We start from the raw sequence: 19,917 nt of genomic DNA, 5'->3' as shown, positions 1-19,917 counted from the left end.
ACCTGAAGCTGTGAACATATCCTGTCAAAAGCGCCAGGTGGCTCCGCCGCCAATGATGTGCAGGGCCGAATTGCGATAGGTGCCTGAAAGTGTGTCTCCCGAGCGTGATTTGGTTTGTTCGACGTCCATGTCACCCATCCAGACCAGGGTGTAGGCCGCATGCAAGTCCAACCCCTCATCGACCTTGTAGTTGACCCCGGTGGCCAAGCGCCAGGCTTCCCCCATGGGGTTGTCCACGGTGCGATCCTTGTCGTCCACCGCCGAGCTGTCATAGCCAAGACCCATGCTCCAGCGCAGCTTTGAGGTCGCCTGGTATTGCGCCCCGACAGAAGCATGCCAGGTGTCTTTGTATTGGCGGTCGGCAGTACGGCTGACGTCGGCGGCATTGGCGTCGACCTCTACACCGATGTCGCCGAACTCGCTCCAGTCCTGCCAGCCGAGACTGCCCAGCAACTTCCATTGCGGGTCGAGATCGTGCGCGATGCTGAGTAGCACAGTCTGTGGCACCGACATGTCCAGCTCCAGGGAGTCGACATCCAGACGACGCAAAGCGGCGTTGGTGATTGGATTGTCGACCTTGCGCACGCTCGGACTGTCCTTGAATTCCAGATCGATCTTGCTGGTGTAGGCGAGGCCAATCTGGGTGCGTTCGCTCAATCTGTAGAGCAAGCCGAGATTGACCCCTGTGCCGACATCGGTGTCCTTGTACTCAAGCTGGCCATCAGGAGTATCACGCAACCCGAGCAGGTTGTTGTTGATCGCTGTCTCGTTACGGTAATAGGCATACATGATACGAGGGCCAATGCCGATGGACAGGTCATCGGTGAACTTGTGCGCCAACGTGGGCTGGAAGGACATGCCGATGATTGCAGCCTCCTGGTTGAAATAACGGCCGGTCCAATCATCGTCGTAATCCAGGGCCAACCCGAAGTTGCCGTACATGCCGAAGCCGACGGCCGTGCGCTCATCAATCTGATGGCTGATAAACAAGCTGGCGCCTGGCAGGTATTGCAGGGCATTGCCGCCTTCATTGCCGTCGAACTGGTTGTTACCGTCGCGAGAGAAACCCAGGTCGCCAAGAATGACCTGCGCATTGGCGCTGATCTGGGTGCCCGCCAGTTCAGTGAGACCGGCCGGGTTGCTCATCAGCACGCTGGGGTCTGTCGCCAGCGCAGCGGCACCCGCGTTGGCCAGGCCGTTACCTTCCTGTCCAGCCTCGTAAATCAGGATGCCACCGGCCCAGGCATTACCAGTGAGCAGACTCAAGCTAAAAGCCAATGCAGATAAGCGAAACCGGGGAGTCTGGTCGTTTCGATACATAGCGCGTCCTCTGCGAGACCCTCAGGCACGAAGGGAAGGTCTGTTACCAAATTTCTCTATACCAACGGGAAAACGACCAACAGGACTGCGCTTACCTCACAGAACGCGTCATGTGCTGCAGAGAGATTTCGTCAGGCAATCCTGTTGGTCGGATTAGGGCATTACTTGGTTTTTAGCTGTTTGTACGACCTGACGATGTCTTGCGCCCAGACATCGAGCACCGCCTTGAAGTCTTTGGCTTGCACCACCTCTGAGGAATTTTCCAGATCAGTCCCCGCACCTTTGCGAACCATTTTGGCAACTACCTTGTTGTCGCCACCATCGAGAAACGCGGCTTCTGTGGCCAGGCTGGTGTCCCGATCGCGGATGCCGGTCGCCGCACTGACTCCGGCAGCGACCAGGGCGATCGGGATAATCTCGTAAGGGCGCAGCCCCTTGGTTTTGGCGCTGACGGCCGTGATGGCCGGTCGCACGACCAATACACCTGGCCCGGGGCCGGTGGCGAGCGGAAGCTCTCTGGAAAAGGCATTTTTCAAGGTTTGATCGTAGTACTGAGTAATGCCATTAAGGGTGCTCTGGGGAATTTTCTCGGTTGCCATCTTCATAAAAGCTCCAGAGGGATCTGTGAAGGCAAAACAAGTGTCGTCGGCAAGTCAGAATGACGGCAGCTTTTGAAGCGCTGCCGCCTTCTGAGAACGTGTTTTATGGGGGGCAAAACCCCCTTAAAAGTTGATGTGTTACGGCGTCACGATGTTGAACCAGAAATCGAAGTTGTCCATGTAGGACACCAGTTCCTCGAGCTTGCCTTGCGCCCCGTCGATCTTGATATCACCCGAGGCCATCGCATCTTTCAGTGAGGTCTCTTTCAACACGATTTTGTTCAGCGTGTCGCGGGTCAGGGTGACCTTCGCATCGGCATCCTTGGCTTCAACGCCTTCGGTGTGGTTGAGCACGCCATTCTCCATCTCCAACGAATATTTCTGCTTGAGGTCGGTGAAGTCGAAGTTGAGCGATAGGCGTTTGCCTTCGGCTTTTGGCCCGTTCAAGCGCATGGCCAGGAAGTCAAAGAACAAATCCAGATCCATCGCCCGCACGGTATCTGGGCTGGCCGTATCCGGGGTCGGCAGCTTCATCACCCCTTCACGTAGTTCCTTGGCACCGGTGAGGTAGAAATTGCGCCATGGCCCGCTTTCGGCCTGGTAACCCAATTGCTCCAAGGTATCGGCTTGCAGGTTCTTCGCCGCCTGGTTGTTCGGATTGGCGAACACCACATGGTTGACCACCTCGGCAACCCAGCGATATTCGCCTTTGTCGAAGTACTCCTTGGCTTTTTTGAGCACGGCCTCTTCGCCACCCATCATCTCGACGTAATGTTTGCCACCTTCCTCCGGTGGCAGCTCATGCAATTGCGCCGGGTTGCCGGTAAACCAGCCCAGATACAACACATAGGTGGCCTTGACGTTGTGGTTCACCGAACCGTAGTAGCCACGGTTGGAGAATTTGTTCGCGATCGTTTTGGGCAGTTTGAACTGCTCTGCGATCTCGACCATGGTGTAGCCCTTGTTGATCATCCGCAGGGTTTCATCGTTGATGTAGCGGTACATGTCGCGCTGCGAGGACAGTTGCTCGCGCACCTCCTTGTTGCCCCAGACTGGCCAGTGGTGCATGGCATACATCACCTGGACATCGTCGCCCCACAGCTTGAGCGCCTCGTTGAGGTATTTTGACCAGGGCAGTGGTTCGCGGATCTTCGCGCCGCGCAACGAGTAGGTGTTGTGCAGGGTGTGGGTGGAGTCTTCGGCGGTGTTGAGCGCTTTCTTCTCCTTGATGTAATAGAGCATTTCGGCCGGCGCTTCACTGCCTGGCGCATACAGGAACTGATAGGTCAGGCCGTCAATGACATGGGTTTCGCCAGTGGTCTTGATGATGTCGGTTGGTGGGATCAGCGTCACTGTGCCCGCTGAGGTGGTGGTGCCCAGTCCTGCACCCAACTGACCGGTCGGAGCGGGAGGCAGTAGGTTGCCGTACATGTAGCTGGCACGACGACTCATGGCCGTGCCTGCCATGACGTTTTCGGCAACTGCGTGCTCAATGAATCCAAGGGGGGCATAAACCTTCACCTTGCCGGCTTTCACATCTTCTTCATTGATTACACCGCGCACACCACCGTAGTGGTCAACGTGACTGTGGGTGTAAATCACCGCCACGACGGGTTTTTTTGGTCGATGCTGGTAGTAGAGATCGAGTGCTGCCTTCGCGGTTTCGGCGGAAATCAGTGGGTCGAAGATGGTAATGCCGTCCTTGCCCTCGACGATGGTCATGTTCGATAGGTCGTAGTTGCGAACCTGATAAATACCGTCGGTAACCTCGAACAGGCCGGAGATGTTGATCAGTTGGGACTGCCGCCAGAGACTGGGGTTAGTGGTGTCCGGAGCGTCCTCACCTTCTTTGATGAATGAGTATTTCGCCGGGTCCCAGATCACATTGCCCGACGCACCTTTGATGACCGTCGACGGTAGGGGCGCAATGAAGCCTTTGTGCGCCAGCTCGAAGGATGTCTTGTCGTTAAATGGCAGTTCCTTGAGCAGCGCACTGTTAGCAGCTTTGGTCGACTCCGAGGCGGGTTTTGCTTTCTCGGCATCGGCTGCAACCGCTTGAGTGGCCAGTGCAATGGCTGCAACGAGTGAGCAAAGGGTTCCCGCTACTTTGAAGGGGCGCCCCTCATGTTGATAGCGGGCGAGCTTCTTCAATGTCATCTCGTGATTCATCTTCAAGTTCCCTCTAGTAGCAATGAGCCGTACCAAAAGTGGTAGCGGCGGGCTCAAATAAAACTAGTAGGAATCGAGGAAATTTCGAATAGTAGAGTTTGGATTAGATAGCTCCAGCGAAAAAAATGTTTCCCAAATGCACCTCTCCTTGAGAAAAATTGCACATTGCTCACTGTTGCCTACGCTTGTCTCTTGCTGCGCTTTTGTCGACTACAGGTGATGAGCAATGGATTTAAAAGAGCGATGGAGTTACACCTTTTCGGCATTGGTTGCCTGGTTGTGCGTCGCGCCCCTGTCCCAGGCCGAGGATTCGGCAGAACTAGCCAAAAAAGCCCTCAACCCGGTGGCGGCCATGTACAGCCTGCCGGTGCAGTACAACTGGGACCAGAAAATGGGGCCGACCGGTGAGGGCATGCACAGCGTGACCAATATCCAGCCGGTGCTGCCCTTTACCCTTAACGATGACTGGAACCTGATTTCGCGGACCATCCTGCCCGTCATCGATCAACACGGCCTGGCACCCAATGGCGCGGCGGACAAATCCGGGGTCGGCGATATCACCCAGAGCTTTTTCTTTTCGCCGAAAAAGCCCACGGACAGTGGCTGGATACTCGGCGTCGGCCCGGCAATCCTGATTCCCACTGGCAGTGATGAATTGCTGGGTAGCGAGCAGTGGGGGATCGGCCCGACTGCCGTTGCGTTGAAACAAGCTAATGGCTGGACTCACGGCATACTTGCCAACCATATCTGGGGGCTGGACGGCAGCCCCCCGGACGACAAGGACAAGGTCAACCAGACCTTCCTGCAACCCTTCCTTTCTTACACCACCAGTACCCTTACGACGTACGGGGTGAACACCGAATCCACCTACAACTGGCAGTCACGCGAATGGTCTGTGCCCGTCAACCTGACGGTCACCCAACTCCTGAAAATCGGCGGTCAGCCATTAACGGTGCAAGCCGGACCACGTTACTGGCTCGACAGTCCGGATGATGGCCCCGAGGGTTGGGGCTTTCGTTTCGCCGTGACCTTGTTGTTTCCACGCTGAGACTGGTGCGACAAGAAGGGGTGAACAATGGACCCTCGTCGGGCTGGTCGTTCGCGATTGGCCGAGCAACCGCTCCGAGAGCTATAGAAGGGAGTTCGCGTCATGCTTGAGTTTCTGCTTCATGCCTTGCGTACTGAACCGGAAATTGCGGTATTCCTGGCGATCGCACTGGGCGTCTTCATTGGTCGTATTCGTATCGGTAGTTTTCACCTGGGGTCGGTGGCGGGCGCTCTCCTCATGGGACTGCTGATCGGCCAGATCGGCCTGGAAGTACCGACGGGGTTGAAGTCGGTATTTTTTGTGATGTTTATCTACGCGGTTGGCTTCAAGAGCGGGCCGGAATTCTTCGGCAGCCTCAACCGCGGTACGCTGAAGCTGGTGGTGCTCAGCGTGGTGCTGTGCGCAACCGCGTTGGGCTCGATTTTGCTGATGAATGCGATATTCCACTTCGATGCCGGTTTCACCGCCGGGCTCGGTGCCGGGGCGCTCACCGACACGGCGATCATGGGTACGGCCACCAGTGCGATCAATCAACTGGCGATCGATGCCGCGGCCAAGGCACAGCTCAACAGCCATATGGCGATTGCCTATGCCATCACCTACCTGTTCGGCACCATCGGGTTGATCGTGTTTGTCGGCAGCATCGCGCCGAAGCTGCTAGGCGTGGATCTGCGAGCTTCGGCGCGGGAACTCGAGCTGGAACTGGGCATTGCCAAGGACGAGGACGCGATCACCGTACCCTACACACGCATGGTGGTGCGCGCGCATCAGGTGGCGGGCTACAGTGCCGCAAATGGACTGAGCATTGCCGACTTTGAAAAAGTGCACGAGTCTCTGACCATCGAACGGGTAGTACGCGATGGTCTGATTATCGAGCGTGATGAAGGTTTGACCCTCAAGGCCGGCGACATCGTCGGGGTCTACGCCTTGCGTGAAGTCGTCGGCCCGCTGTCGCAGTGGGTGGGGCCGGAGATCGACCATGCCGATTCGCTTTCGTTTCCGACCCGCGAGGTCGATATTGTCCTGACTTCACCGGAGTTTGCCGGCAAGACCATTCACCAGGCCAAATCCCGGCTGGAAAATACTCGGCGCCTGGGCTGCTTTATCATCTCCATTACCCGCCAAGGCTACGAATTGCCGTTGCTGCCCAATACCGTATTGCGTCGGGGCGACGTGCTTAAGCTGACTGGCCGCACCGCCAGCGTCGAGGCACTGGCCAAGCGCTTGGGGCGGATTCGTGAGAGCAACTACAAAAGCGATATTGCCGTGCATACGCTGGGGATGGTACTGGGCTCATTGCTGGGGTTGTTGTCCACGCATGTAGGGATGATCCCGGTGGAACTCGGCATCGGCGGTGGCGTGTTGGTCGCCGCGCTGTTTATTGGCTGGTACAACTCGCGCCACCCGGAAATCGGCGCATTGCCGCCGGCCGCGCAATGGGCGTTCTCCGAGTTCGGCTTGACCGCCTTCGGTGCGGTCGTCGGTTTGCTCGCGGGCCCGGCGGCGTTCGCCGCCATGCGCGAGCAGGGCCTGGCACTGCTGTTGTCTGGCGCTGTGGTGACGATTGTGCCGCCGCTGGTGGCCCTGTACTTTGGCCGTTACATCCTGCGCCTGCACCCGATGATCCTGTTCGGTGCCCTGGCCGGGGCGCAGACCGAGGCGGCGTCGATGAACAAGATCATCGAGCAGTCCGGCAGCAACACCCCGGTGATCGGCTTTACCGTCTGCTACGCGATTTCCAACGTGCTGCTGGCGGTGTGCGGGCCGATTATCGTGTTTGTGGTGGCCGGTTGAAGGGCTGGCCTAGAAACCACTCTCGCGCATGAACACCGCCATCACATGGGTAGCGCCGTCTGCCAACAGGCTGCGGCGCTCGCCTTCGATCTTCAGGTGGCCACGGGTTTCGCGCAGCGCCGGCAAGGGTTCGTCGAGCTGGATCAAGACCTGGAACAGCGCCGCACTGGGAATCAGCGAGTGTTCTGCGCTCGTGGTCGGCACTGGCCCGCCATAGCGCGAAGACAGCATGCGGTGAGACAGCTGGCTGGCCCGGGTGCTGCCGATCTGCAGCACATGCCCGCCAAGCGGCGTAGTCTGGCCGTCCGGGTAGAAACGCACGCGATCGCCAGCAGCCAGGCGGTGTACCTGATCCTGGGCGACATAGGCATCCACCTGCCAGCTACGCGGATCGATCAGGATGCCCATGGGCTCCTGGCGACCGATCCACTGGCCGGCATTCCAGTCTGGATTGACATCCAGCCAGACGCCGGCGAAGGGTGTCTGCAGATTGAGCCGGGCGATTTCCGAACGGGCGGCCCGGGCTTCCTCGAATTGCACGTTGAGGCGCTGGCGGGTCACCGCATCTTCGGCGAGGCCGCCGGGATCGGCCAGCAGCCCGGACAACCGTGCTTCGTAGCTGCGCGCGTTGGCTTCACTGCTGCGCAGGCGTGAGGCGATGTCCGGCTCGTCGAGCACCATCAGGGTTTCCCCGGCCTTGACCACACCTTCAGGGTGGATTGATTGCAGGCGCGCGGGGTAGGGCGCGTAGACCCGCAACTGTTGCTCGGCGCGGGCCACGCCCACTGCGTCGATCTGGCTGTGCCAAGGCATTGCCAGGCCGATCAGCAACAGTGCCAGTGCCGCATAAAACAGCACTTTGCGCCGGGGCGGGACGCTCGCGCGATGTTGCCACCAGTGGCTGAGTTCGCGCACCACCGGCATGGCGATAAACCAGGACAGTTCGACCATGAACAAAATGATCCCTAACAGTTTGAAGAAGAACAGGTAGACCGCCAGGGCAATCCCCAGGAACAGCACCAGGCGATATAGCCAGGTCACGATGGCAAAGGTCACCAGCAGCCGAGCATCCCGGCCAGGCGTTGCAGGAGCTGTTGCGGGTGCAGCAGCGGAATGCGGAAAAACAGCTAGTGGTGCAACCACCAGCGCCAGCTCAGCCAGTTGCCCTGTTCGCCCTTGGCTTCAAGCGTTCCAGGGCTTCGGGGCCGGAGCGCAGCAACTGGTGCTGTTCCAGAAACTGGCGGAAGTCGAGGATCTGTTCGACCACAGGCTTGAGCGCGGTGCCTTCGGCAATCTGCTCGCTGATCTGCCGTGGCGACTGGCCCCAGCGCAACAGGCACTCGAATTCCAGCCAGCCAATGCGGTAGAAGCGGTTGATCACAATGTCCTGGATGACCCAGGCCGGTTCGCCGTCGCTGCCATTGGCCGCTTCGCTCAGGCGCAGGTCTTCACGCAGGGGCGGCAGGGGCAGGTCTGCGGGGTCGTTCATCACCAGCCACTCCACGCCCGCAGCGTCGCCAGCGGCCTTCGCAGCAAGTAATAACCGAGCATCACTCGCCCGCCATAGAGCTTGGCGGTGCCGTGCAGGCCGAGGCGCGCATGCGCAGTTTAGCGGCCACTATTGGCCGATATTTTCCTGTCGTTCAGGGCTGCACCGCCCCATTAGAAACTCGCAGGAAAGACAGTCTATCGTTTGTTGAAGGGAGCAATTTTCTTTGAGTGAGTTAGTGTTTGATCAACTCGCTTTGTCAGGCGCTATCTGACCAACCCCACTGAGTGGCTGGCAAGGTTAGCTCTCTCTAGCTCGAAAATTTTGCAATTTATGTCTATGCGCTCTGGCTATCAAAGCCTTCTCGGTTGATTGATTTTTTAATTGAGTCGAGACATCGCTTGCTCTCTGCGCATAAAAATCATGTCAAACAAGTACATGGCTGCTCCCAACTATACGAGGGTATGGCGACTCTCAAATTCAGCTACGCCTCATCAAGGCAAAAATACACAAGTGTCCTATGGTGAAACTGGCATCGCGCCTAAGATTCAGCAGCGCAAAGTAGTGGCAACGCTTTAGTCAGCAACGAGACCCTGTCCTATAAGGAGTTGTAGGTATGACTAATTTAAGTAAATGGTTACCGGCGTTTGCCCTGGTGGCGGCGTCGGTGATGGCAGCATCAGCAACAGCCGCAGAGAAGCCCAACATTCTGGTGATTTTTGGCGACGATATCGGCCAGACCAACATCAGCGCCTATTCCATGGGCGTGGTCGGTTACAAGACGCCGAACATCGACCGCATTGCCAAAGAAGGCATGATGTTCACCGACTATTACGCGGAGAACAGCTGCACCGCAGGGCGATCTTCGTTCATCACGGGCCAATCCGTGTTGCGTACCGGGCTGTCGAAAGTTGGCTTGCCGGGTGCGACCGTCGGCCTGCAAAAGCGTGACATCACCATCGCCCAGGCCCTCAAGTCCCAAGGCTACGCTACCGGTCAGTTCGGCAAGAACCACCTAGGCGACCGCGACGAGTACCTACCGACTGCCCACGGGTTTGACGAGTTCTTCGGCAACCTTTACCACCTCAACGCCGAAGAGGAGCCTGAGCGCCCGAATTGGCCCAAGGACAATCCTGAGTTTACCAAGGCCTTTACTCCGCGCGGGGTGATTCACAGCTTTGCCGATGGCAAGATCGAGGACACTGGCGCGCTGAACACCAAGCGCATGGAAACCATCGACGACGAAACCACCGCCGCCGCCCAGGCGTTCATCGAGAAACAGGCCAAGGCGGACAAGCCGTTCTTCGTCTGGATGAACACCACCCGCATGCACTTGTTCACCCACGTGCGTGAGTCGATGAAGGGCCAGAGCGGTATGCCCGGCAACGAGTATGCGGACGGCATGATCGAGCACGATGGCGACGTCGGCAAACTGCTGAAAACTCTCGACGATCTGAAAATTGCGGACAACACCATCGTCGTCTACACCACCGACAACGGCCCGAACCAGTTCTCCTGGCCGGACGCGGCAACCACGCCGTTCCGTAACGAGAAGAACTCCAACTGGGAAGGCGCTTATCGCGTACCAGCGATGATCCGCTGGCCGGGCAAGGTCAAGGCTGGCGAAGTGTCCAACGAGATGTTCTCGGGCATGGACTGGTTCCCGACGCTGCTTGCAGCAGCCGGCGATACCGAGGTGAAAGATAAGTTGCTCAAGGGGTGGGCACCGACCTCGGGCGGCACTAACTTCAAAGTGCACCTCGATGGCTACAACCAACTGCCTTATCTGACCGGCCAGGCGCCTAAGAGCGAGCGTAAGGAGTTCTACTACTTCAACGACGATGGCGTGCTGGTATCGATGCGTTTCGATAACTGGAAGGCCGTGTTCTGCGAACAGCGCGCTCCCGGTGGTTTCAAGGTTTGGAGCGAACCGTTCGTATGCCTGCGCGTGCCGAAGATTTTCAACCTGCGAATGGACCCGTATGAGCGTGCTGATGTGGTTTCCGACCAGTATTACGATTGGGCTACCAAGAACGTTTACCTGACTGAGATAGCGGTGATGAAGTCGGCAGCGTTCCTGCAAACCTTCGTTGACTACCCTCCTAGCCAGGCTCCGGCCAGCTTCAGTATCGATCAGATCCGCAAGGCGGTAGATGCAAAAATTGAAGAGAAAATGAAGGCTCAAGCGAAGTAGCAGTGGAGTGTAGCCGGACATACAGGACAGCTTCTTCAGTGCCAAAAAAATCGCCTTCTCTTTTGGTTGTTTAATCAAGAGAGAAGGTTTTTTTATAGATAAACAATCGTTGATCGGTTGATGGGCAGATTTGACGAAAGTTGGAAAGCGGTTAGCTGCTTTGCGACAGGCAACTATTGGCCGATTACTGCTGTTCGTATAAATGCCGCAGCCGCATGGCGTCAGTGACGCCTCGCACAGCGTTTCCATTGCCTCCATTGCGTTATCGGCCACATTCCCAGCGCCACAGCTTGTGCAACAGCAGTGTGAGAATATCTGCTATGGCTACGTTCGCTTCAGAGTGACCTGGTATGGGTGTTCTCGGAGTTCGTGATGTAAGAGGACTAGCTGAACCTCGCTAGCAAAAGTCACGTCAACGGATCGACCTCCCTCTGCCTGCCTTGGCCGAATGCGGATACCCCAGACGCGCGGAGTTCATTCCGCAAATTATTTTGCGGTGCTGATTTTACTGGCTTTAAACGAACAAAAAATTTGTGAAATGCGGAAAAGTAGTAAGCCTAAGTATTTGATTTATAAATAGAAAAATATGGACTTAAAATCCCCCGCTCGTAAGGGCGTGCCGGTTCGATTCCGGCTTCGGCACCATATATATCAAGGGCTTGCGTGATTTTATCGCGCAGGCCCTTGTTCGTTTCTGGTTGAGAAAAAAGCTCATTAAAACTTTTAATGCCTTCTGCGACCGTCCAGTCCTGGCTGACCAAGTAAATCTGAAACGATTTCCAAAGGGCTCTTTGAGGACCCTTTTCACGTCATAGGGTCTGCAAGCGAGGTGTTCTGGAATTCCTTGATCAGCGATGTGTGCACCCGTAGGTAGCATCCAGAAAATACAAATGCGAATACGTATCAATATATTGCTGTGAGGTATACCATACGCCGCGATTTATTGGCATGTATGCCCTCCCATTTGGCTATTTTCTCAAGGTTTACTAGATGCGTCGTACTCTGGTGTCCATCTGCGTGCTTCAGGCATTCTCCGTGTCCTCCTGGGCAGAAGAAGCCACAACTGAAAAAGCCAGTCTGGAGTTGCAAGCGACTGACATCGTTGGCACAGCAGATTTTGAAACCGCCCTTGGGCCAGTTGACGGTTATCGCGCGACGCGGTCGGCCAGCGCTACGCGCACCGACACTTCGATCCACGAAACGCCACAGTCCATCAGCGTGGTCACCAGGGATGTCGTCGAGGACATCAGTGCGACAAGGTTGCAGGACGCTCTCGATTACGCCGGTGGTGTGGGGCGGGCCAACAATTTCGGCGGACAGGGGCTGACTACCTTTACCGTGCGCGGCTTTACCACCGGGGAGTTCTATCGCAACGGGTTCCCGATCAACCGTGGTTATCCGAACATGCCCGATGCCAACATCATCGAGCGACTGGAAGTGCTGCGAGGGCCGGCGACCATGCTCTATGGCCGAGGCGATCCAGGTGGCACCTTCAACGTCATCTCCAAGCAGCCCCTGGCCGTGCCCACTGTGACCCTGGGGAGCCAACTCGACGACCAGGGCATGCAGCGCGGCACGCTGGACGCCTCCGGCCCGTTGGACGAAGAGGGCCGCCTGGCCTATCGCCTGAACGTGGTGGGTGAGGGCGGTGATACCTTCCGCGATCATGTCGAAACCGAACGCTACGGCGTGACCCCGGTGCTGTCCTGGCAGGCCACCGACGAGACCAAGGTGATTTTCGAAGGCGATTTCATGCGCAACAATCACCCGCTCGACCGTGGCCTGACGCGCTATCCAAACCAGATCGGCACGGCCTCGCGCGACACCTTCTTCGGCGAAAAAGACGTTGGCAAACTGCACAACGACAACAACATGGCGCAGCTGCGGTTCGAGCATCTGCTGAGCGATAACTGGACGTTGGGCGGTGGATTCCAATGGCTCGACGGGACCCTGGCGGGGAATGCGGTCGAAGCCAACGGTGTGGCTTCGGACGGGCGCACCCTGGGCCGTAACTTCAATTACCGCAAGCTGGAGTGGACGGACAAGGACACCCAACTCAACCTCACCGGACATTTCACCGCAGGCGGTTTAGATCACACCCTGCTGACCGGCGTCGAGTACGAGGATTACGACTACCAGTCGATCATCCAGCGCTCCAGCGGAGACGCCAGTGCCTATCCGATCGATATCTTCAATCCGGTGTATGGCCAGCCGCGTCCAGCCTTGACCCGCACCCCGACCAACGACAAGGAAAACCTCAAGACCTACGCCGCGTTCATCCAGGATCAGGTGGCCGTGACCGAGCGCTTGCGCGTCCTGGCCGGAGCCCGTTTCGAACGCTTCGAGCATGCCTACCAAACCTTCGTGCCGGCCGGCAGAAGCTGGGAGGCCAGCGACAATGCCGTGACCCCGCGCGTTGGTGTGACCTATGACCTAACCGATACCGTGGCGATTTATGCCGACACGGCGCGCTCGTTCAAGCCCAATACCGGTGCCAGTCGCCAGGGCGGTGGTTTCGAACCGGAAAAGGGCAAGTCCTATGAGCTGGGTATCAAGTGGGAAGCGCTGGACAGTCAATTGAGTGTCGACGCGGCGATCTACCAGATCGAAAAGCGCAACGTACTCACCACCGATCCTGTGGACTCGACGTTCAGCGTGGCGGCAGGCGAGGTGCGCAGCCGTGGTTTGGACCTGAACATCGCCGGCAACCTGACCCCGCAATGGCGGGTGATCGGCGGCTACGCCTATGTCGATGCGCAAGTGACCAAGGACAACGTCATCGAATCCGGCACCCGGCTGATGAACATCCCGCAGAACAGCTTCAGCCTGCTCAATGTCTACGAGTTCCAGGATGGCGCGCTCAAGGGTCTGGGGCTTGGCACCGGGTTCAAGTACGTCGATGAGCGCGCAGGGCAGACCGCCAACACAGCGTTTTCGATGGGTAGCTACACGGTGGTCGACCTGCTGAGCTACTACAAGGTGAACGACAGGGTCAGGCTTAATCTGGATGTGAAAAACCTGGCGGATGAAGATTATGAGGAGGGGGCGTTCGGCAACGTTTACGCTTATCCAGGGGCGCCGAGAACAGTGCAGGTCGGTATTTCCTACACTTTGTGATTCGATTGAATAGGCGGTCTTGAGCGTTGGCGTTTTAGGCTTTTCGCAGTAACGCCCGGTTCATGGCGAGAATCGTGCCTAGCAACGAGAGAAGGAGAAGCCCGATAACACCCCATGCAAAGGACGCCAAGCCTGTTCCATCAAGCAAAATACCTCCGACGATACCGCCGGCGGCAACGGCGGTGTTCCAACCAGTGGTATACATGGATTGCGCGACATCGACCGACTCGCCGGCAAAACGAGACAATGCCGTTTGGGTGATCGTAGCAAACCCACCAACGGCCAATCCCCAGATCACGACGCAAGAATAAACCATCCCTGGAAGGTCGCCCCAAAGACCAAGTAGCAGGGAAGCACAGGCGAAGGCCACGATGCTTGCAACAGCAAGGAGTTGCAGTCGGCGATCAACCATTGAGCCGACGAACCACAGGCCAATGATTGAGCCTATTCCGAAGACGAACAGAACAATATCGACATCCGCAGACAAGCCCGAGGGTTCGAGGAGGGGCTCAATGTAGATATAGAGAATGTTGTGGGCGACAACGAAGGTAAAGACCACAAACAGCACGGCACGAATGCCAGTCTTTAGAAAGACTCCAGTAAGTGGCTGGCGCTGCTCCCTGGTCTGACCGGGAAAGTCCGGAACCACGGCGATTATCCATACGATGAGCGACAGTGCCAGGACAGTCATCAGGCCAAAAGCACCTTGCCAGCCAATGGCTCGGCCAAGCAACGCCCCCAGCGGTACGCCCAACACCAACGCGATGGTTGCGCCGGCGCCGGATATCGCAATCGCCCGGCCGCTGAGGTGAGACGGTGAGATACGAACCGCATAGCCAGCTAGCAACGACCAAACAATGCCGCCGAAGACGCCAGCAAAGAAGCGCGCTACCAATGAGATGCTATAGCTATCGGAAAGCGCGGTGACGAGATTGACAACCGAAAACCCAAGGATCGCGACCAGCAGCAAAGGACGCCGCCGCATGCCTTGCGTAAGAGTTGTCACTGGAATGGCAGCGACCAGTGCCCCTACCGCGTAGGCAGTAATGAACTGACCGGCCAAGCTTTCGGATACGTTCAAGCCCCCTGCGATGGAGGAAAGCAGTCCGGCCGGCATGATTTCGGTCAACAGCGTGATAAAGGCTGCCATCGCCAAGGCAAGCAGTGCCGCGATAGGCAAAGCCTCCGTACTCGTGGCTGAAGCAGATGTAGTCGTCGTACGCATCAATCAAATTCCTCAAATCGAGAGTTGTCTCAGCCCCTTGTGGGGCGCTACTCGGCAGTGTGCTCATTGGCGGAGAAAAGAAAAATAGGCAATAATTCAATACATATATGACGATTTAGTCATGAATAAGGATGCCCATGGAAAGCCTTGGTTCCCTCGAAGTTTTCGTTCGTGTCGGTGAGTCGCGCAGCTTCACAACTGCCGGGCAACAACTAGGCATCTCAGCATCAGCAGTCAGCAAGGCTATCGCTCGTCTGGAGGAGCGGTTAGCTACGCGACTGTTCCATCGGTCGACTCGAACTGTCTCCTTGACTGCAGAAGGTGCTCTATTCCTGGAACGCTGCAGGCGCATCCTGGGTGAGGTAGAGGCGGCGGAAAACGAGCTTGCGCAATCCAGCCAGACACCTCGCGGCAAGCTTCGCGTTAGCCTGCCTTCCGTCGGTCTACTGTTCATGCCGCAATTCGCTGAATTCAAACGCCAGTACCCCGACATAGAACTGGATATCGACTGCACTGATCGTCTGGTGGATGTAATCGAGGAAGGATTTGATGCGGTGATCCGCACGGGAGAACCGAGTGATTCCCGGTTGATGGCACGTAAGCTCGGAAGCTATCGCCGTATCATGGTGGGTGCGCCGAAGTACTTCGAACAATGTGGTGTGCCGAAGACCCCCGAGGATCTAATGCAGCACCGCTGTCTACTGTACCGCTTCCCCAGTAGTGGCAAGGTCGACCAGTGGCCACTCAGCCGGGGAGGCCAGGCACTCACTTTTGATCTGGCCAGTTCAATGACGGCCAATACACTTGAACCGCTGGTTTGCTTCGCAGAGTCAGGTCTTGGCATCGCCTGCATGCCTGACATTGCCATCCGCCAGCAACTGGAAATTGGCAGCCTGGTATCCGTACTGGATGGCTTCAATCGAGACCACACCATCTTACGAGTGCTATGGCCTTCAAGCCGGCATCTTTCACCCAAGCTGAGAGTCTTCGTGGATTACGTGGCCGCCACTCTATTTCCTGATATCAGCAAGAAACCGGCACAACCCAATACATAATCTCAAGGTACCTCGCACGCCACTCGAAACACAGTTGCCGGTCGGGAGGGTTCTGCATCAGATCTGCAAGTCACCCGCCCTGATGAATTCGATGAGTGCTTTCAAGGCAGGTGGCATATGGCGTCGGCGGCCTTTGGCGCAATGTTGTGCCGTTACGCGATCACAGGAACCTGTAGCAGCTGCCGAGCCCGCGAGGCTGCGTTCGGCTGCGAAGCAGCCGCCAGGCCCTACGCCAACCCGGCGAGGACTCCGTCCTCGAACGCAGCCTCGCGAGCTCGGCAGCTGCTACAAGTACTACGCACATCGCGTAACGGTACGGTCACTTCGCCACCGCCGTCATCAGCAGCTTGCGAATCTCCCCGGTAATTGCACTTTTGGTGCCTTGCTCCAGTATCCCCACCCGGCGTACCGCCAAGTCGCCGGGCAGTGGCAGCACTCGCAGACTGGGGTCCTTGTGCCAGTCGAAGTTTTTCAGCAAGGGCACGATTGCCACGCCGACTTGTTGGCGAACCAGGTCGGCGATGCCGATGATGGAGTTCAGTTCGAGAATTTCCAACGGCTCGACGGACTCACTCTTGATGATTGCCTGCACCTTGCGCCCGACTGCCGTGGACCTGTCGTAGCGAATAAACGGCTGGGTTCTCAGCAGTTCCACGGCATCGTCAATGCCGGCGGTTTGCGTGGCATTGGCGAGCATGACGATCGGTTCGTTGTAGAGCAGGGTCCAGCTCAGTCCATCGAAGTTTTGCCGTGCGGTCTCGATCAACAGCGCGGCGTCGAGCTTGGCGGCATGCACCAGGTTGACCACTTCGTCGGAGCGGGCAGTCATCAAGTTGACCGATATCCTCGGGTGCAGTTTTTTCAGTTGCACCAGGCAATTGGCGAGCAGGCCCATGCCGGAGGTAATGCCGCCGATGGACACTTCACCCTCCATCGCCACGCCTTCGGGCGCTTCGGCGATCATTTGCTCGTAGTCCGCCAGCAGGCGCTTGGCTTTGGGCAGCAACAACACCCCGTCGCGGCTCAGTTTGATCTGCCGATGACTGCGGTCGAACAGCGGTCGGCGCATCTCTTCTTCGAGTGCGCGCATTTGCTGGCCGACCGCGGCATTGGTCAGGGCCACGCGGTCGGCGGCGGCGGCAAAGCTGCCGTATTCGGCGACGGCGATGAAGGTCTTGAAAAAACGAATACTGCTCATGGCAAGGGCCGTAGTCAGGGGGTATCGCTGCATCGTAAAGGTTTTGTTTACTCAAACTAAAGTTTAATTAGTTTTTCTTTTTATAGCCTCCGCCCAATACTCATTCCCGAACTGACTCGGCGAACTTTCCACATGAGCAATTTAGACACCACGTTAGATAACAACCCCGAACAACTGGCCCTGCGTGCTGCCAAGAGCGTGTATCACCTCGGTGCTACCACCGTGTATTCACACACCGAAGACAGCCGTTTTGCCTACACCCTCTACGTGCCTGAGGCGATTGAAGACAGCACCCGGCCAGTGGACCTGGTGGTCTCGCTGCACGGCTCGACCCGGGCGATGGAGATCTATCGCAATGGCTTCGCGGAATTTGGCCGTTGGAACGATTGCGTGATTCTGTCCCCACTGTTCCCGGTCGGCGTCCTGGGTGACAACAATGGGGACGGCTACAAGCAGTTGGTCGAGGGCGATATCCGCTACGACCAGGTCCTGCTCGACATGATCGCCGGCGTCGGTAAACGTTATGGTCGGCGCTTCGATACCTTTGCGCTGTTTGGTTATTCCGGTGGCGGACAATTCACTCATCGATTCTGCTACTTGCACCCAGAGAAACTCTGGGCAGCGTCCATCGGTGCGCCGGGATCGGTGACCTTGCTGGATGCCGACCAGGATTGGTGGGTAGGGGTGCGGGACTTCGCGGCGCGATTCGGCAAACCGCTGAACCTGCAAGCCTTGCAGCAACTGCCGGTGCACATGGTGGTGGGTGACTCGGACCTCGAGACCTGGGAGATCACCCACCGCGAAGGCGGCAAGCACTACATGGTCGGTGCCAACGCCGCCGGACGTACACGCCCGGAACGCTTGGCCAGCTTGCAGGCAAGTTTCCAAGCCGCCGGCGTACAGGTGCACTTCGACCTGTTACCCAACGTGGCTCACCAGGGCATCAAGGCCATGCCGGCGGCCCAGGACTTTTTCGCCAAGGTGCTGCGGCACAAGCGCAGCCTTGGCTGATACAGCACTGCAGATGCACTCAGAACAGGCCGTATAACAATAACTAAGGATTCACTCATTCTGATGCCGGTCCTGCCCTGGCCTTCGCCACTGACCGGAATACTTCTTCAAGGAGTCGTTCTCCCGTGAATAATTACGTAAAGACCGCGCTCGTCGTCGCGATGTCGACATGCACAGTGTCCCTTGCCGTTGCGCAAGACAAGGTGATCAATGTGGGTCTCAATGGCGATATCCGCAGCACCGACCCAGGCGTCAACCGCGACGACAATACCGATGCGGTCATGATGCATATCGTCGAAGGGCTGGTGGCGTATCGCGAAGACACCAGCATCGCGCCGATGCTGGCCAGCGCAGTGGACGTCTCGCCGGACGGCCTGCGCTACACCTTCACCCTGCGCGAAGGGGTGCACTTTCAAAATGGCCAGTTGTTGACGGCCAAGGACGTGCAATGGACCTGGCAGCGCTACCTTGACCCCAAGACCCAGTGGCGCTGCCTGGCGGAGTTCGATGGCCGTGGCGCGGCCAAGATCGTCGATGTCTCCACCCCCGATGCGCAGACCGTGGTGTTCCAGCTGGACCAGGCCAATGGCTTGTTCCTGGCTGCGATGGCCCGCCCGGATTGCACCGGCAGCGGCATTCTGCATCCGGACTCCCTTGCCGCCGATGGCAGTTGGCGCGCACCGATTGGTACCGGTCCATTCACCTTGGGCAAATGGCAAAAGGGCCAGTACGTCGAGCTGGATCGCTTCAAGGATTACTCCCCGCGGGCCGAGGTCGAGGCGGACGGGTACACCGGCAACAAGCAGGCGTTTGTCGACAAGGTGCGTTTCGAGGTGATCCCCGATTCGGCGTCGGCCAAGGCTGCGCTGCTGTCGGGTGGCGTGGACCTACTGCCGGACGTGACGGCGATGGACGCCGCGGAGCTCAAGAAGGTCAAGAATCTGCAGATCCAGGTCAGCCCGATCATGACCATCAGCGGCCTGTTGTTCCAGACCCGTGACCCACTGCTCAAAGACGTGCGCATTCGTCGTGCGGTGGCGCTGTCCCTGGATTACGCGCAGATGGTGGCGGCGTTGTCCGATGGTTTGTCGGTGGTCAACAACTCGGTGATTCCTACCGCCAGCCCGTACTACGACGCCACTGCGCACCAGGGTTACAGCTACAACCTCGACGAGGCCCGGCGCCTGTTGAAAGAGGCGGGTTACGCCGGTGAAAAGATCCGCATGCTGGTCAACAAGCGCTACCCGCAGATGTTCGACATGGGCTTGCTCAGCCAGGCCATGACCCAGGCGGCGGGGCTCAATATCGAGATGGAGACCCTGGAGTGGGGCACGCAGTTGGAGCGCTACCAGACCGGCAGCTACCAGATGATGTCGTTCTCTTATTCGGGGCGTTTCGACGCGGCGCAAAGCTACGAGTCGGTGATCGGCGACAAGCACAAGGAGCCGCGCAAAGTCTGGGACAACCCCGAGGCCCTGGCGATATTGCGTGAGGTCCAGCGCGAGGTTGACCCTGCCAAGCGCCAGCCGCTGTTCGACAAGCTGCATACCTTGATGCTCAAGGATGTGCCAATGGTGGCCATCTACAACGGTACCGCCATCGGCGCGATGGGCAAGCGCGTTGAAGGGTACCGCTCCTGGCCCGTTGCCAAGCCGCGCCTGTGGGGCGTGAAGCTGGCCGACACTTCCAAGTAAGGCG

The 19,917-nt window shown here is 57.8% G+C and carries 11 protein-coding genes, 1 tRNA gene and 2 pseudogenes; 8 read left to right on the top strand and 6 right to left on the bottom strand.

Going from position 1 to position 19,917, the window contains the following annotated elements; translation table 11 throughout:
* Positions 1-24: 24 nt before the first annotated feature.
* From ACM6IP_RS14910 to ACM6IP_RS14900, 3 genes and pseudogenes are all read right to left on the bottom strand, one after another.
* The gene (locus tag ACM6IP_RS14910) at positions 25-1,320 is read right to left on the bottom strand and encodes an OmpP1/FadL family transporter (RefSeq protein WP_414861762.1); all 1,296 of its coding nucleotides are present in this window, start codon (positions 1,318-1,320) and stop codon (positions 25-27) included.
* Positions 1,321-1,481: 161 nt separating this feature from the next.
* A pseudogene (locus ACM6IP_RS14905) lies at positions 1,482-1,916 on the bottom strand (DUF3313 domain-containing protein); the annotation flags it as partial.
* 141 nt (positions 1,917-2,057) lie between these two features.
* Positions 2,058-4,145, bottom strand: a complete 2,088-nt coding sequence (locus ACM6IP_RS14900) for an alkyl/aryl-sulfatase (protein WP_414861761.1) — start codon at positions 4,143-4,145, stop codon at positions 2,058-2,060.
* 169 nt (positions 4,146-4,314) lie between these two features.
* Between ACM6IP_RS14900 and ACM6IP_RS14895 the strand changes: the two genes are divergently transcribed.
* Positions 4,315-5,136, top strand: a complete 822-nt coding sequence (locus tag ACM6IP_RS14895) for a transporter (protein WP_414861760.1) — start codon at positions 4,315-4,317, stop codon at positions 5,134-5,136.
* 102 nt (positions 5,137-5,238) lie between these two features.
* The gene (aspT, locus tag ACM6IP_RS14890; RefSeq protein WP_414861759.1) at positions 5,239-6,930 is read left to right on the top strand and encodes an aspartate-alanine antiporter; all 1,692 of its coding nucleotides are present in this window, start codon (positions 5,239-5,241) and stop codon (positions 6,928-6,930) included.
* 9 nt (positions 6,931-6,939) lie between these two features.
* Here aspT and ACM6IP_RS14885 read toward each other — a convergent pair.
* Positions 6,940-8,419 (bottom strand): annotated as a pseudogene (locus ACM6IP_RS14885) (efflux RND transporter periplasmic adaptor subunit).
* Positions 8,420-9,035: 616 nt separating this feature from the next.
* On the opposite strand from ACM6IP_RS14885, the gene ACM6IP_RS14880 reads away from it, so the two are divergent.
* The 3 genes from ACM6IP_RS14880 (at position 9,036) to ACM6IP_RS14870 (ending at position 13,730) form a co-directional block, all read left to right on the top strand.
* Positions 9,036-10,613 carry an arylsulfatase gene (locus ACM6IP_RS14880; protein WP_414861758.1) on the top strand — a complete coding sequence of 526 codons (1,578 nt, stop codon included), beginning with the start codon at positions 9,036-9,038 and terminating at the stop codon, positions 10,611-10,613.
* Between the two features lie 555 nt (positions 10,614-11,168).
* Positions 11,169-11,258: transfer RNA gene (locus tag ACM6IP_RS14875), tRNA-Leu, on the top strand.
* A 345-nt stretch (positions 11,259-11,603) separates the two neighbouring features.
* The gene (locus tag ACM6IP_RS14870; RefSeq protein WP_414861757.1) at positions 11,604-13,730 is read left to right on the top strand and encodes a TonB-dependent siderophore receptor; all 2,127 of its coding nucleotides are present in this window, start codon (positions 11,604-11,606) and stop codon (positions 13,728-13,730) included.
* Positions 13,731-13,764: 34 nt separating this feature from the next.
* Here ACM6IP_RS14870 and ACM6IP_RS14865 read toward each other — a convergent pair whose 3' ends face one another.
* Positions 13,765-14,955, bottom strand: a complete 1,191-nt coding sequence (locus ACM6IP_RS14865) for an MFS transporter (protein ID WP_401130642.1) — start codon at positions 14,953-14,955, stop codon at positions 13,765-13,767.
* Between the two features lie 137 nt (positions 14,956-15,092).
* Here ACM6IP_RS14865 and ACM6IP_RS14860 point away from each other — a divergent pair, with 137 nt between their 5' ends.
* A complete protein-coding gene (locus ACM6IP_RS14860) occupies positions 15,093-16,010 on the top strand; it encodes a LysR family transcriptional regulator (RefSeq protein WP_414861756.1) in 918 nt (305 codons plus the stop codon).
* A 319-nt stretch (positions 16,011-16,329) separates the two neighbouring features.
* Here the strand turns inward: ACM6IP_RS14860 and ACM6IP_RS14855 are convergent, their stop codons facing one another.
* Positions 16,330-17,208, bottom strand: a complete 879-nt coding sequence (locus tag ACM6IP_RS14855) for a LysR family transcriptional regulator (RefSeq protein WP_095169714.1) — start codon at positions 17,206-17,208, stop codon at positions 16,330-16,332.
* 132 nt (positions 17,209-17,340) lie between these two features.
* Here ACM6IP_RS14855 and ACM6IP_RS14850 point away from each other — a divergent pair, with 132 nt between their 5' ends.
* Positions 17,341-18,219: an alpha/beta hydrolase gene (locus ACM6IP_RS14850; protein WP_414861755.1), complete on the top strand. Its 879-nt coding sequence runs from the start codon at positions 17,341-17,343 to the stop codon at positions 18,217-18,219.
* A gap of 125 nt (positions 18,220-18,344) precedes the next feature.
* Positions 18,345-19,913 (top strand): ABC transporter substrate-binding protein, encoded by a 1,569-nt coding sequence (locus ACM6IP_RS14845; protein ID WP_414861754.1) that lies wholly within the window; start codon positions 18,345-18,347, stop codon positions 19,911-19,913.
* Positions 19,914-19,917 lie beyond the last annotated feature (4 nt).

Source organism: Pseudomonas sp. IT-P176, assembly GCF_949767245.1.
Taxonomy (GTDB): Bacteria; Pseudomonadota; Gammaproteobacteria; order Pseudomonadales; family Pseudomonadaceae; genus Aquipseudomonas.
Note: the sequence above shows the minus strand (reverse complement) of the source record. Positions and strands in the feature narration are given on the sequence as shown.